This is a genomic window from Methylobacterium sp. 2A, assembly GCF_009806555.1.
Lineage (GTDB): Bacteria > Pseudomonadota > Alphaproteobacteria > Rhizobiales > Beijerinckiaceae > Methylobacterium.
In genome coordinates, this window is sequence record NZ_VUOK01000058.1 from 96949 (window position 1) to 111528 (window position 14580).

Below are 14580 nucleotides of genomic sequence, written 5' to 3' on the forward strand. Positions count from 1 at the left end.
CTGACTGATTCGGCATGCCTTATCGAATATCGTTGCCGAGTATCATTCCATAATCTGTCAAAAACACTATCCGCGCCGGGAGGAAGTCCGAGACGGTATTTGACTGCGGCCAAAACCTATCGGATATTGCAATGCGCGTGCTTCTGGTTTCCTCGGCGTTCAACAGCATGACGCAGAGGTTCTTCGTCGAGCTCTCGGATGCCGGCCACGAGGTGGCGGTCGAGATCTACGGCGGCGACGAGGATCGGCTGGCCGACGCGTTCGACGCGTTCCGCCCGGATCTGACAATCGCTCCGTTCCTCACCCGGGCGATCCCGGAGCGGCTCTGGCGCTCCTACCTCACGCTGATCGTGCATCCGGGGATCGAGGGCGACCGCGGTCCCTCGGCCCTCGACTGGGCCATCCAGGAGCGGTGGGACGTCTGGGGCGTGACCCTGCTGCAGGCCGAAGCCGAGATGGATGCCGGCCCGATCTGGGCGACGCGGACCTTCCCGCTGCGCCAAGCGCCCAAGAGCAGCATCTACCGCCGCGAGGTGATCGACGGCGCTGTATCCTGCCTGTGGGAGGCGCTGGCCAACCTCGAGCAGCCCGGATTCCAGCCGCGGCCGCTCGACTACGCGGCCCCGACCGCCCTCGGGCGCCTGCGCCCCTCCATGAAGCAGGCGGACCGCCGCATCGACTGGAGCCGGCACGAGACGGCCGAAATCCTCGCGCATATCCACGCGGCCGATGGGGTGCCGGGCGTCCTCGACGAACTCTACGGCCGGCCGGTCTACCTGCACGCCGCCTGCGCCGAGCCGCGCCTGCGGGGCGCGCCGGGCCAGGTGATCGCCCGGTCCGAGAGCGGCGCGATCTGCCGGGCGACGGTGGACGGCGCGGTCTGGATCGGCCGCCTGAAGCCGAAGCAGGAGGGCGGCATCAAGCTCGGCGCCGTTCAGGTGCTCGGCGACGCCCTTCCGGCAGACCTGCCGGTGATCGCCCCCTCGGAGGACCTCGCCTATCCGAACCCGGTGGAGGAGGTCCGCGCCGAGCACCAGGGCGACATCATCCGCCTGCGCTTCGACTTCCACAACGGCGCGATGAGCACGGGGCAGTGCCGCCAACTCCAGGCCGCGTTCGAGCAGGCCCGGGCACGCGGGCCCAAGGTCATCGTGCTGGATGGCGGTGACGATCTCTGGTCGAACGGCATCCACCTCAACGCGATCGAGGCGAGCGCGGATGCCGCCACGGAATCCTGGGCCAACATCGTGGCCATGGACGACCTGATCCGCGCGATCATCCTGGCGACCGACACGGTCGTGGTGGCGGCAGTCGGCCGCAATGTCGGCGCCGGCGGCGCGATCCTGCCCCTGGCCGCGGATTTCGTGCTGGTCCGCGAGGGCGTGGTGCTCAACCCGCATTACCGCAACATGGGCTGGCTCTACGGCTCGGAGTACTGGACCTATCTGCTGCCCCGCCGGGTCGGGTGGGAGCGCGCCATCGCGCTGACCGAATCCTGCCTGCCGATCAGCGCCCGCCGGGCCGCCGAGATCGGCCTCGCCGACAGGGCGATCGCCAACGAAGCGTTCGACTTGACCGTGCAGTCCTTCGCCGCCGCCAAGGCGGAGGATCACGCCGCGATCACCGCGCGCAAGCAGGCGGCGCGGGCGGCCGACGAGGCGCAGCGACCGCTGGCGCAGTATCGGCGCGCCGAGCTGACGCAGATGTACCGGAACTTCTTCCAGCCGGATTCGCCCTATCACCGGGCGCGCAACGCCTTCGTGTTCAAGCGCCCGGCCTGCTGGTCCCCGGCCTCCGTCCGCCTGCTCGCCAGCACGGCGGAGGGTGAGGGGGCGGCATTGCCGGCGCTGTCCGACGTCTGCCGGCCGCGGGAGGCCGTTGGGTTCTGAGGCGCCCGGCTGCCGGCCCTGACGCAGACGTGTAGGGCCGGCAGCCTTGCGGGCGCGGGAGGGGCGGGGCAGGAGGGCCGCGCCTCAGCCCGATGCCCCCATGATCGTCCGCACGCGGCCCAACCTGCTGACCCTGCTGTTCACCCTGCGCGGCTCGATCCTGCCGCGAGTGGCACCGAAACTCGTCGGCATCGTCGCGGTGTCCTGCGCGGTGGTGTGGGCGGAGGCACGCTGGCCCGGCTTCTTCCCGGTCAGCGCGGGGGTGACGCCGTTCACGGTGGTGGGCCTCGCGCTCTCGATCTTCCTGAGCTTCCGCAACAACGCCTGCTACGAGCGTCGGTGGGAGGCCCGGAAGCATTGGGGCAACCTGATCGGCGAGGTGCGCAACCTCGCCCGCGCGCTGCCGGCCGTGTTGCCCGATCCGGACGGGGCGCCCCAGCTCCGGCGGCTCTCGGCCTTCGCGCACGGCCTGCGGGTGCGCCTGCGCGTTCTCGACGAGGCCGCGGCCGTCGACGGCAAGGCCACCGGCGTGGACCTGTCCGGCCCCAATCCCACCGACGCGGTGCTCGCCGCCATGACCCGCGACCTCGCCGGGCTCATGCGCGCCGGCCGGCTCACCGACATCCAGTTCGGCCTCCTGGAGGCGCGGATCGAGGCGCTGTCGGGGGTCCACACAGCCTGCGAGCGCCTGGCCAACACGCCGCTGCCCTTCGCCTACACGCTGCTCGTCTACCGGACGGCGTGGCTCTACTGCCTGCTCCTGCCGGTGGGATTGGCCGGATCCCTGGGCTGGGGGACCCCGATCGTGGTGGCGCTGGTCGGCTACACATTCTTCGGCCTCGACGCCCTCGGCGACGAGCTGGAGGAGCCCTTCGGCACCGAGCCGAACGACCTGCCCCTCGACGCCATGGTCCGCGCCGTGGACCGGATCGTCCACCACGCGCTCGGCGAGCCGATGCCGGAGCCGCTGGCGCCGGACGGCTACTGGCTGCGCTGAGGCGGTCACGGGTTTCCCAAGGGCGAGCCCCAGCCCTTTTAAGGTGTTTGGGCTAGCTGCGAAAATCGCAAGTCGTGGCTCTAACATCCTGAAAGAGCACCGCCTTTTCCCCTCCCCCTTGTGGGGAGGGGCCAGGGGTGGGGGTGGTGCAGGATGAGGCGCAGCGGTGCCGTCTGCACCACCCCCACCTCCAACTCCTCCCCACAAGGGGGAGGAGAGTGCGCTTGGCCCCTGTCTCGTTGCTTCCGCAAACACCTTAAAAGGGCTGGGGCGCGCCCTTTGGCGGGGTATCGGGGCGGAGCCCGTTATCAGGCTTCGCCCGACGATCGGGCGCAGCCCGACAGCATGGCTCTGCCCTGCACCCGCAAAAGGCCCCGGCCTTTTGAAACCATGACGTTTCGCGCTTGCGCCCCGCGCCAAACGCACATAAACATATCTTTATGTCTAACCAAGCCGAGCACGAGGCGGGACCGATTCCCTTTCCGGAGGCCCTGGGCGTCCTGCGCGCGGCCGCCGAGGAGACGCGCCTGCGCATCCTGGCGCTGCTGGCCGAGGGGGAGCTCTCGGTCTCCGATCTCACCGACATCCTCGGTCAGTCGCAGCCGCGGATCTCGCGCCATCTGAAGCTCTTGGTGGAAGCCGGCCTCGTGGAGCGCCATCGCGAGGGCGCCTGGGCCTTCTTCCGCCTGTCCGAGGCCCGCGCCGGCCTCGCCGACCCGCTGCTCTCCGGGCTCGACCGGACGGCGCCGCCCCTCTCGGAGGATCGCGCCCGGCTCGATGCCGTCCGGACGCAGCGGGCCGAGACGGCCCAGACCTTCTTCGCCCGCCTCGCGCCCAAATGGGACGAGCTGCGCTCCCTGCATGTGTGCGAGACCGTCGTCGAGGCGGCGGTGCTCGATGCGCTGGGCGACCGCCCGATCGGCAGCCTGATCGACCTCGGCACCGGCACGGGGCGGATGCTCGGCCTGCTCGCGCCGCGCGCCGCCCGCGCCACGGGGCTCGATTCGAGCCACGCGATGCTGTCGGTCGCCCGGGCCAACCTGGAGCGGCAGGGCCTGTCGCGGGTCGATCTGCGGCAGGGCGACATCCACGCGCCGCCCTTCGCCCGGGCGAGCTTCGACCTCGTGGTGGTGCATCAGGTGCTGCACTACCTCGACGACCCGGCCCGGGCGCTCCGCGGCGCCGCGCGGCTCGTGGCGCCGGGCGGCCGGCTGCTGGTGGTGGATTTCGCCCCCCACGAGCTGGAATTCCTGCGCACCGCCCAAGCCCACCGGCGGCTCGGCTTCTCGGCCGATCAGGTCTCCGGCTGGCTCGCCGAGGCCGGACTCGCCACACTCGCCACCCGCGATCTGGCGCCGCGCGAGTCGGGCCAGCTCACCGTGACCCTCTGGCTGGCTCAGGACGGGCTGGCCGACGCCACAACCGAACAGCCCCGGCGCGCCGTCGCCTGAGGCCCAACCCATCGTCTGAACCGACCGACAGAGAGGACGAGACCGATGCGCCGCTCCACCCACCGCGCCAGCCGCGACGGCTACCACCCGATCCGCGTCTCGATCGAGTTCTTCCCGCCGAAGACCGAGGAGATGGAGAAGATCCTCTGGGCCTCGATCGAGCGCCTTGCCCCGCTCCAGCCGAGCTTCGTGTCGGTGACCTACGGCGCCGGCGGCTCGACCCGCGAGCGCACCCACAACACGGTGGCCCGGATGGTCCGCGAGACCAGCCTGAAACCCGCCGCCCACCTCACCTGCGTCGACGCCTCCCGCGAGGAGATCGACGCGGTGGTCCAATCCTACTGGGATGCCGGCGTGCGCCACATCGTGGCGCTCCGCGGCGACCCGGCCGAGGGTGTCGGACATGCCTACCGCCCGCATCCGGAAGGCTACGCCTCGACCGCCGAGCTGGTCGCGGGGATCAAGCGGATCGGCGACTTCAAGGTCTCGGTCTCGGCCTATCCCGAGAAGCACCCCGAGGCGGCCTCCCTCGACGCCGACATCGACGCCCTGAAGGCCAAGGTCGATGCCGGGGCCGATCAGGCGATCACCCAGTTCTTCTTCGAGAACGAGATCTACCTGCGCTACCTGGACAAGGTCCGGGCCGCCGGGATCACCATCCCGATCATCCCGGGCATCCTGCCGGTGCAGAACTTCAAGCAGGCGGCGAACTTCGCGCGCCGGACCGGCGCCTCGGTGCCCTACTGGCTGGCCGCCCGGTTCGAGGGGCTGGAGAACGACGTGGAGACGCGCCGCCTCGTGGCTGCCGCGGTGGCGGCCGAGCAGGTGCTCGATCTGGTGGACGAGGGGGTCAATGACTTCCACTTCTACTCGATGAACCGCTCGGATCTGGTCTACGCGATCTGCCACCTGCTCGGCCTGCGCGCCCAGGCGCCGAAGCTGGCGGCCGCGAAGGCGGCGGCTTAGATTTCAGCTGCGCCCGGTGCGGGCGTGACTGGGGGTGACTGCCATGGCTGAGCCGCAGGATATGATTCTTCCGCTCCTCAAGGAGATGAGAGCGGAGATGCGCGCAGGTTTCGAACACGTCGACCGCAAGCTCGAAGAGCACGACGCACGTTTCGACAAGCTTGAGCGCCGCTTCGACAATCTGCGCGAAGCCGTGAACGGCGAATCGGTCCTGGGCCGCTACGCCGCCGCAGAGGTCGAGGAGCGGCTCGAAGCGATCGAGAAGCGCCTCAGCGCCTTGGAAAAGGCGGGCTGACCGCGGCCGACCCGAAACACCGATCGATCCCACCCGCCACCTCATCCTGAGGTGCCGCGCGAGCGGCCCCGAAGGCGGGTTCCAGGGATCGCCACGACTTCTGGAAGCCTCCTTCGAGGCCTCCGCTTCGCTCCGGCACCTCAGGATGAGGTGGCTGATGGGATCACCCGAATGACCGCTTTTGCCCCCGTCGACGGCACCGAGATCGCGAAGGCCCTGCGCCAGCGCGCGGCGGAAAAGATCCTCGTCCTCGACGGGGCGATGGGCACCGTGATCCAGCGGCTGAAATTCTCCGAGGAGGACTTTCGCGGCGAGCGGTTCAAGGATCACGGCCACGATCAGAAGGGCAACAACGACCTCCTGATCCTGACCCAGCCCGACGCGATCCGGCAGATCCACCTCGACTATTTCCTGGCCGGCGCCGATGTCTGCGAGACCAACACCTTCTCGGGCACGACCATCGCCCAGGCCGATTACGGCATGGAGTCGATCATCCACGAGCTGAACGCCGAGGGCGCGCGGCTCGCCCGGGAAGCCGCCAGGCTCGCCGAGGAGAAGGATGGCCGCCGCCGCTTCGTGGCCGGCGCCATCGGCCCGACGAACCGGACCCTGTCGATCTCGCCGGACGTGAACAACCCGGGCTTCCGGGCGGTGACCTTCGATCAGGTCAAGCAGGCCTATGTCGAGCAGATCCGCGGCCTGATCGACGGCGGCGCCGAGCTGATCCTGATCGAGACGATCTTCGACACGCTGAACGCCAAGGCCGCGGTGGCGGCGGCGTGGCAGGTCTTTGAGGAGACCGGGATCCGCCTGCCGATCCAGATCTCCGGCACGATCACGGATCTCTCGGGCCGCACCCTCTCGGGCCAGACCCCGGCGGCCTTCTGGCACTCCCTGCGCCATGCCGAGCCGCTGACCTTCGGCCTCAACTGCGCGCTCGGCGCCCGCGAGATGCGCGGCCACATCGCCGAGCTGTCGCGGATCTGCGACACGCTGGTCTGCGCCTACCCGAATGCCGGCCTGCCGAACGAGTTCGGCCTCTACGACGAGAGCCCGGAAGCGATGGGCAAGCTGGTCGGCGAGTTCGCCGAATCCGGCCTCGTCAACATGGTCGGCGGCTGCTGCGGCACCACGCCGGACCATATCCGCGCCATCGCGGAGGCGGTCGCCGGCAAGGCGCCGCGGCCGATCCCCGAGATCCCGCGCCTGATGCGGCTGTCGGGCCTCGAACCCTTCGTGCTCACGCCGGAAATCCCCTTCGTGAACGTCGGCGAGCGCACGAACGTCACCGGTTCGGCCAAGTTCCGCAAGCTCATCACCAACGGCGACTACGCGGCGGCGCTGGACGTCGCCCGCGATCAGGTGGCGGCCGGCGCCCAGGTGATCGACGTCAACATGGACGAGGGCCTGCTCGATTCGCAGAAGGCGATGGTCGAGTTCCTGAACCTCGTCGCCGCCGAGCCCGACATCGCCCGGGTGCCCGTGATGGTCGATTCCTCGAAGTTCGAGGTGATCGAAGCCGGGCTGAAGTGCATCCAGGGCAAGCCGATCGTGAACTCGATCTCCATGAAGGAGGGCAAGCAAAAATTCATCGAGGCCGCCAAGGTCTGCCGCTCCTACGGGGCCGCCGTGGTGGTGATGGCCTTCGACGAGCAGGGGCAGGCGGATTCCTACGCGCGCAAGGTCGAGATCTGCACCAAGGCCTACCGGATCCTGACCGAGCAGGTCGGCTTCCCGCCCGAGGACATCATCTTCGATCCGAACATCTTTGCCGTCGCCACCGGTATCGAAGAACACAACCCGTACGGCGTGGCCTTCATCGAGGCGACCCGCACGATCCGCGAGACCCTGCCACACGCCCATATCTCGGGCGGCGTCTCGAATCTCAGCTTCGCGTTCCGCGGCAACGAGCCGGTGCGCGAGGCCATGCACGCCGTGTTCCTGTTCCACGCCATCAAGGCCGGCATGGATATGGGCATCGTCAATGCCGGCCAGCTCGCCGTCTACGACGAGATTCCGGCGGAGCTGCGCGAGCTGTGCGAGGACGTGGTCCTCAACCGCCGCGACGATTCCACCGAGCGCCTGCTGGAGGCCGCCGAGCGCTTCAAGACCGGCGCCTCGGCTCAGGCCAAGACCGCCGACCTGTCCTGGCGCGAGGCCCCGGTCGAGAAGCGCATCGAGCACGCGCTGGTCAACGGCATCACCGAGTACATCGTGGCCGACACCGAGGAGGCGCGGAAGCAGGCCGAGCGCCCGCTCCACGTCATCGAGGGGCCGCTGATGGCCGGCATGAACGTGGTCGGCGACCTGTTCGGCTCCGGAAAGATGTTCCTGCCGCAGGTGGTGAAATCCGCCCGGGTGATGAAGCAGGCGGTCGCCTATCTCGAGCCCTTCATGGAGGAGGAGAAGCGCGCCAATGGCGGCGACGGCAAGCGCCAGGCCGCCGGCAAGGTGCTGATGGCCACCGTGAAGGGCGACGTCCACGATATCGGCAAGAACATCGTCGGCGTCGTTCTGGCCTGCAACAACTACGAGATCATCGATCTCGGCGTGATGGTGCCGGCCGCCAAGATCCTGGAGACCGCCAAGACCGAGAAGGTCGATATCGTCGGCCTGTCGGGCCTGATCACCCCGTCGCTGGACGAGATGGTCCATGTGGCGGGCGAGATGGAGCGCGAGGGTCTGGACGTGCCGCTTCTGATCGGCGGCGCCACCACGAGCCGCGTCCACACGGCGGTGAAGATCCACCCGGCCTACGCCAAGGGCCAGGCGGTCTACGTCACCGATGCGAGCCGCGCGGTCGGCGTGGTGTCGAGCCTGATCTCGAAGGAGACCCGTGGGCCGACGATCGAGAAGGTGCGCGCCGAGTACGCCAAGGTCGCCGACGCCCACAAGCGCTCGGAGGCCGACAAGCAGCGGCTGCCGCTGCCCAAGGCGCGCGCCAACGCCTTCAGGATCGACTGGTCTTCCTACAAGCCGGCCAAGCCGACCTTCACCGGCACAAGGGTCTACGGCTCCTACGAGGTCGCCGACCTCGTGCCCTATATCGACTGGACGCCGTTCCTGCAGACCTACGAGTTCAAGGGCCGCTTCCCGGCGATCCTGGACGATCCCGAGCAGGGCCCGGCCGCCCGCGCCCTCTACGAGGACGCGCAGGCGATGCTGAAGCAGATCGTGGAGGAGCGCTGGTTCAACCCGAAGGCGGTGATCGGCTTCTGGCCGGCCAACAGCGTCGGCGACGACATCGTGCTCTACACCGGCGAGAGCCGGTCGGAGCGGCTCGCCACCTTCCACGGGCTGCGCCAGCAGCTCTCGAAGCGCGACGGGCGGTCGAACACCTGCCTGTCGGACTTCGTGGCCCCGGCCGAGACCGGCATCGCCGACTATGTCGGCGGTTTCGTGGTGACGGCCGGCTTGGAGGAGGTGCGGATCGCCGAGCGCTTCGAGCGGGCGAACGACGATTACCGGGCGATCCTCGTGAAGGCGCTCGCCGACCGCATCGCCGAGGCGTTTGCCGAGCGGATGCACGAGCGGGTGCGTAAGGAGTTCTGGGGCTACGCGGCCGATGAGGCCTACGCCCCCGAGGAGCTGGTGCTGGAGAAGTACGACGGCATCCGCCCGGCCCCGGGCTACCCGGCCCAGCCCGATCACACTGAGAAGACGACCCTGTTCGACCTGCTCAAGGCCGAGAGCCGGATCGGTGTGAAGCTCACCGAGTCCTACGCGATGTGGCCGGGCTCGTCGGTGTCGGGGATCTACATCGCCCATCCGGAGGCGCATTATTTCGGCGTCGCCAAGGTGGAGCGGGATCAGGTCGAGGATTACGCCGCCCGCAAGGGGATGGATGTCCGCGAGGTCGAGCGCTGGCTCGGGCCGATCCTGAACTACGACCCGGCGCGGTATCTGGCGGAGGCCGCAGAGTAGGGGCGGGGCACCGCCGTCATCGCGAGCATAGCGAAGCGACCCCAGGGCAGCGCGACATCGGTCAGCGTGCCGCCGCCCTGGGTCGCTTCGCTGCTCTCGTAAAGCCATCGAACGGTCGGCGCGGTGAGGGCGCTCCGTCAGGCGGCCTTTCCGATCGTGAAATCGACATGCACGGCGTCGTATGGAAACACGATCCGCGCATCGTCCGTCCGATCGAGGAGGCCGGCATTCAGGAGCGCGTGCACGTCGGCATGCGTGTTCTTCACATCCCGGTCGAGCAACCGCGCCACCGCGCGCAGCGACATGGGTTCCTGGCCCGCCAGGGCCCGGAGCAGCGCCCAGCGACGCGGCGTGAGGACGGTCCACAGTCCCTCGATAGTCGGAAAAGAGATGAACGCGCCCTGCTTCTCCCCGCGGAAAGCGGCCAGGGCTCGTGCGCTAGCCTCTTCCACGGAGGAGACGCCGATCGTCACGGTCCTCATGGCCGCCTCCAAGGTTCGACGTCGGCCCAGAAATCGGCCAGCAGAGCCTCTGGGCTGACGAAGCTATAGGGGATCTCCCGTCCTCCCATATGCTTATGATCGCCCTTTCCGGCTTCGTTATCGTATCGCAGCACGCACACGCCATCGACCACGAGCGCAAGCCTGTACTTGAAGCCGTGGGCACTTTCGCGGACGGGAGTCGGCACGCTCCAGACAACCAGTTCGGCGAAGGACCGCTCAGGGACGATCGCGATCCTCTCCCTGAGCAGCAGCTCGGCCTTCATGATGAGACAGGATGCCGCCGGACGCGCGTGTTGGCAATGTCACCAACAGGCGATGATGTGCTCATGGCAGCGATCGTGCCGCTCGCACAGCTCGCGGTGGTGCGTACGATCTGACTCGCGAAAGGCCGCTCTCAGCACGTCCCCGCGCCCCGCGTATTCACATACAGCGCATAAACCGAGTGCGTCGCCGCCATCAGCAGCAGGTTGCGGTTGCGCCCGCCGAAGCACAGGTTGGCGCAGCGCTCCGGCAGGCGGATCCGGCCGATCGGCTTGGCCTGCGGCGACAGCACCAGTACCCCGTCCTCGGCCTCGCTCATCCCCCAGCCGCACCAGAGATTGCCATCGACATCGGCGCGGAACCCGTCCGGCGTGCCGGTACCGGCGTCGTAGAACACCCGTCCGTTGGCGGTCTTGGTGCCGGTCTCGACCACGTCGTAGACGCGGATCAGGCGGTTGGGCTTGGCGCGGGCCTCGATGACGTAGAGCTTCGACTCGTCCGGCGAGAAGCAGAGCCCGTTCGGCCCCGCCACGCCCTCGACCGCGAGGCTGGCTTGGCCCGTCTTCGGGTCGATCCGGTAGACATTCCCCGGAAGCTCCGGCGCCGCCATCGACTCGTGCGGGCTCGGCCCGAAGGCCGGGTCGGTGAACCAGATCGCGCCGTCGGAATGGCAGACCACGTCGTTCGGCGAGTTCAGCGGCTTGCCGTCGAACCGGTCCATCAGCGTCGTGATACTGCCGTCGTGCTCCGTACGGGTGACGCTGCGCGTCGTGTGCTGGCAGGTGATCAGCCGGCCCTGCCGGTCGCGGGTGTTGCCGTTGGCGTAGTTCGACGGCTTGCGGAACACGGAGAGCGCGCCGGAGGCCTCCTCCCACGTCATGATCCGGTCGTTGACCACGTCGCTGAACAGCAGCGATCCCCGATCGCCGAACCAGACCGGCCCCTCGGCCCAGCGCAGGCCCGTGGCGACCCGCTCCACGGTCGCGGAGGCGAGGCGGTACTTGGCGAAGGCCGGGTCGAGGATCTCGACGGCGGGGTCGGGCACCCGCTGCGACGGCTCCCACCCAGCCCCCGCCGCCCGCGCGGCGCCGACGAGGGCCGCTCCGGCGAGCAGCCCCCTGCGCGCGATCAGCGTCATGTCGCCTCCCTGTAATGCAGGTCCGCCGCTCTCCGGCGGCTCGGACCAGGTCAGTGAATCTCGGGTTCTGGGATGCCGCCCGCGCCCTCCAGGAAATCGAAGTCGCAACCCTCATGGGCCTGCCGCACGTGCTGGGCGAACAGGCGGTTGTAGCCCCGTGGATAGGCCCGGTCCGGCGGGCGGAACGCCTTCACGCGCTCGGCGATCTCGGCATCGTCGATATGCAGGTGGATCCGTCGCCCGGGCACGTCGACCGTGATGAGATCGCCGTTGCGCACGGCAGCGAGTGGGCCGCCGGCCGCCGATTCCGGCGAGACGTGCAGGATGCAGGCGCCGTAGCTCGTGCCGCTCATCCGCGCGTCCGAGATCCGGACCATGTCGCGCACGCCCTGCCGGAGCAGCACCTTCGGGATCGGCAGCATCCCCCATTCCGGCATGCCGGGTCCGCCGATCGGGCCGGCATTGCGCAGGATCATCACGTGGTCGGGGGTGACGTCGAGGTCGAGGTCGTTCACCGCCGCGTTCATCGCGTCGTAATCGTCGAAGACCAGAGCCGGGCCGGTATGCTGGAGGAAGCGCGGGTCGGCGGCCGGCGGCTTGATCACGCAGCCGTCGGGGGCGAGGTTGCCGTAGAGGATCGCGGTGCCGCCCATGGCGACGATCGGCTGGTCCAGCGGGCGGATCACGTCGTCGTTGTAGACCCGGATGCCGGCGAGCCCGTCGCCGATCGTGCCGCCGGTGACCGAGCGGGCGTCGAGGTGGAGTAGGGGGGAGAGCCGCGCCATCAGTGCCCGGATCCCGCCCGCGATGTGGAAATCCTCCATCAGCCACTGACCGGAGGGCCGCAGGTTCGCGATCACCGGCACCTTCTGAGCGAACTCATCGAACTCGGTGAGCTTCACCGGGATGCCGGCCCGGCCCGCCATGGCGACGAGATGGATCATCGCGTTGGTCGAGCCGGCGAGCGCGTTGTGGACCACCAGCGCGTTGTCGATGGACCGCCGGTCGAGGATGTCGGAGGGTTTCAGGTCCTCCCAGATCATCTCGACGATCCGCCGGCCGCAGGCGCCGGCCATGCGGGGATGGTCGGCATCCGCCGCCGGGATCGAGGCCGCGCCCGGCAGGGTGAGCCCTAAGGCCTCGGCGATCGACGTCATCGTCGAGGCGGTGCCCATGGTCATGCAGGTGCCGGCCGAGCGGGCGATGCCCGCCTCCATGTCGTTCCATTCCTGCGTGGTGATGTTCCCGGCTTCCTTCTCGGCCCAGTACTTCCACACGTCCGAGCCCGAACCGAGGATCGTCCCGCCGAAATGGCCGCGCATCATCGGCCCGGCCGGCAGGAAGATCATCGGCAGGTTCATCGAGATCCCGCCCATTACGGTGCCGGGCGTGGTCTTGTCGCAGCCGCCCATCAGCACCGCCCCGTCCACGGGATGCTGGCGCAGCAGTTCCTCCACCTCCATGGCGAGGAGGTTGCGGTAGAGCATCGTGGTCGGCTTCACGAAGTTTTCCGACAGCGAGAGCGCCGGCAGCTCGATCGGGAAGCCGCCCGCCTGCCAGACGCCGCGCTTCACGTGCTCGACCCGGGCCTTGAAGTGCTGGTGGCAGGGGTTGATGTCGCTCCACGTGTTGATGATGCCGACCACCGGCTTGTCGCTGAAATCGGCGCGCTCGTAGCCCATCTGGAGCATCCGCGAGCGGTGGCCGAAGCTGCGCAGGTCGGTGGCGCCGAACCAGCGCTGGCTGCGCAATTCGCCGAGAGTCTTCTTGCGCGCGGTCATTGCAATGCCTTTCCGTCTCACGCGTTCGGGCGGACGGCGCCGGGCGCGCCCGCCTCCGCGGCCGGCGCCTGCGGGCGGATCGACACGAAGGCCAGGACCGCCGAGGCCAGCGCGCAGCCCGCCAGGAAGTAGAGCCCGGCCTCATAGGTGCCGGTCGTATCCTTCAGCCAGCCCAGGACATAGGGGCCGACGAAGCCACCGAGATTGCCGATCGCGTTGATCAGCGCGATGCCGCCGGCCGCGGCCGGGCCCGACAGGAACTCCGCCGGCAGGGGCCAGAAGGCCGGCTTGGTGCCGTAGAGCCCGACGGTCGCCACCGACATCGCGGCGAGCGCCCAGAGGCTGCCGAGCAGCGGGCCGGAGGCGATGAGTCCGATCGCCGCCACGATCGCCGCGATGACGAAGTGCCAGCGCCGCTCGTTGCGCCGGTCCGACGACCAGCTCCACGAGACCATGCCGATCGTCCCGACGATGTAGGGAACCGCGGTGGCAAGACCGGTCTCCCAGTCGGTGAGCTTCAGGCTCTTGAGGATCGGCGGCATGAAGAAGGTGATGCCGTAGGTCGCCGTGACGATGGTGAAGTAGATCGCCGCGAGCGTCAGCACCCGGCTATCGGTGAGCGCCTGCCGGAGGGTGAAGTGCCCGTGCGTCTTCACGGAGCTCCGGCGCTCCGCCTCCAGCCTGTCCTCCAGCCAGCGGCGCTCGTCCTCGGCGAGCCATGTCGCCTTGGCGGGCCGGTCGGTCATCAGCGCGAGGACCACGAAGGCCAGCACGATCGAGGGCGCCGCCTCCAGGATGAACAGCCATTGCCAGCCATGCAGGCCCAACACCCCGTCGAGCTGGAGCAGCGCCCCGGAGATCACCGCCGTCAGGGCGTTCGAGCCCGGCACCGCCAGGAACAAAGCCGCCACGACCCGGGCCCGATATTTCCGCGGGAACCAGTAGGTGAAGTACAGGATCATGCCGGGGAAGAAGCCGGCCTCGGCGACGCCGAGCAGGAAGCGCAGCACCAGGAAGCTCACCGGGCCGGCGATGAACGCCATGCCGCCCGCGACCAGCCCCCAGGTGATCATGATCCGGGCGATCCAGATCCGCGCCCCGGTGCGCTCCAGCAGCACGTTGCTCGGCACCTCGAAGAAGAAGTAGCCGAGGAAGAAGATGCCGGCGCCCCAGCCGTAGAGGGTCGCCGAGAAGCCGAACTCCCGGTTCAGGCCGAAGGAGGCGAAGCCCACATTCGTCCGGTCCATGTAGGCGATGAAGTAGATCACCACGATCAGCGGCAGAAGCCGCCACGAGACCTTGGAGATGGTCCGCCGCTCGATCTCCGGGGCCGCCGAGACTGTTGGAATGCCCGCCGCCATGACGCCCTCCGCGA

11 protein-coding genes are annotated in these 14580 nt (G+C 68.9%); 6 read left to right on the forward strand and 5 right to left on the reverse strand.

Features of this window, described 5'->3' with window-relative positions:
- Positions 1-131: 131 nt before the first annotated feature.
- The 6 genes from FVE89_RS25420 to metH all read left to right on the forward strand — a co-directional run bounded on the left by FVE89_RS25420 (position 132) and on the right by metH (position 9522).
- Positions 132-1889: an enoyl-CoA hydratase-related protein gene (locus FVE89_RS25420; protein ID WP_161392935.1), complete on the forward strand. Its 1758-nt coding sequence runs from the start codon at positions 132-134 to the stop codon at positions 1887-1889.
- A gap of 100 nt (positions 1890-1989) precedes the next feature.
- The gene (locus tag FVE89_RS25425; protein ID WP_161392936.1) at positions 1990-2886 is read left to right on the forward strand and encodes a bestrophin family protein; all 897 of its coding nucleotides are present in this window, start codon (positions 1990-1992) and stop codon (positions 2884-2886) included.
- 440 nt (positions 2887-3326) lie between these two features.
- Complete coding sequence (locus FVE89_RS25430; protein ID WP_161392937.1) at positions 3327-4337, forward strand: metalloregulator ArsR/SmtB family transcription factor; 1011 nt, start codon at positions 3327-3329, stop codon at positions 4335-4337.
- Positions 4338-4382: 45 nt separating this feature from the next.
- Positions 4383-5303: a methylenetetrahydrofolate reductase [NAD(P)H] gene (metF, locus tag FVE89_RS25435; protein ID WP_161392938.1), complete on the forward strand. Its 921-nt coding sequence runs from the start codon at positions 4383-4385 to the stop codon at positions 5301-5303.
- A 43-nt stretch (positions 5304-5346) separates the two neighbouring features.
- Positions 5347-5598 carry a hypothetical protein gene (locus FVE89_RS25440; protein ID WP_161392939.1) on the forward strand — a complete coding sequence of 84 codons (252 nt, stop codon included), beginning with the start codon at positions 5347-5349 and terminating at the stop codon, positions 5596-5598.
- A 171-nt stretch (positions 5599-5769) separates the two neighbouring features.
- Positions 5770-9522, forward strand: a complete 3753-nt coding sequence (metH, locus tag FVE89_RS25445; protein ID WP_161392940.1) for a methionine synthase — start codon at positions 5770-5772, stop codon at positions 9520-9522.
- A 137-nt stretch (positions 9523-9659) separates the two neighbouring features.
- Here metH and FVE89_RS25450 read toward each other — a convergent pair whose 3' ends face one another.
- From FVE89_RS25450 to FVE89_RS25470, 5 genes are all read right to left on the reverse strand, one after another.
- Positions 9660-9995 carry a helix-turn-helix domain-containing protein gene (locus FVE89_RS25450; protein ID WP_202131062.1) on the reverse strand — a complete coding sequence of 112 codons (336 nt, stop codon included), beginning with the start codon at positions 9993-9995 and terminating at the stop codon, positions 9660-9662.
- A 5-nt stretch (positions 9996-10000) separates the two neighbouring features.
- Positions 10001-10288 carry a DUF6516 family protein gene (locus FVE89_RS25455; protein ID WP_161392942.1) on the reverse strand — a complete coding sequence of 96 codons (288 nt, stop codon included), beginning with the start codon at positions 10286-10288 and terminating at the stop codon, positions 10001-10003.
- A gap of 131 nt (positions 10289-10419) precedes the next feature.
- On the reverse strand, positions 10420-11424 hold the full coding sequence (locus tag FVE89_RS25460) for an SMP-30/gluconolactonase/LRE family protein (RefSeq protein WP_202131063.1): 1005 nt from the start codon (positions 11422-11424) through the stop codon (positions 10420-10422).
- A gap of 50 nt (positions 11425-11474) precedes the next feature.
- On the reverse strand, positions 11475-13205 hold the full coding sequence (gene araD / locus FVE89_RS25465) for an L-arabinonate dehydratase (protein WP_161392943.1): 1731 nt from the start codon (positions 13203-13205) through the stop codon (positions 11475-11477).
- Positions 13206-13222: 17 nt separating this feature from the next.
- A complete protein-coding gene (locus tag FVE89_RS25470) occupies positions 13223-14566 on the reverse strand; it encodes an MFS transporter (RefSeq protein ID WP_161392944.1) in 1344 nt (447 codons plus the stop codon).
- Between the last annotated feature and the right edge of the window lie 14 nt (positions 14567-14580).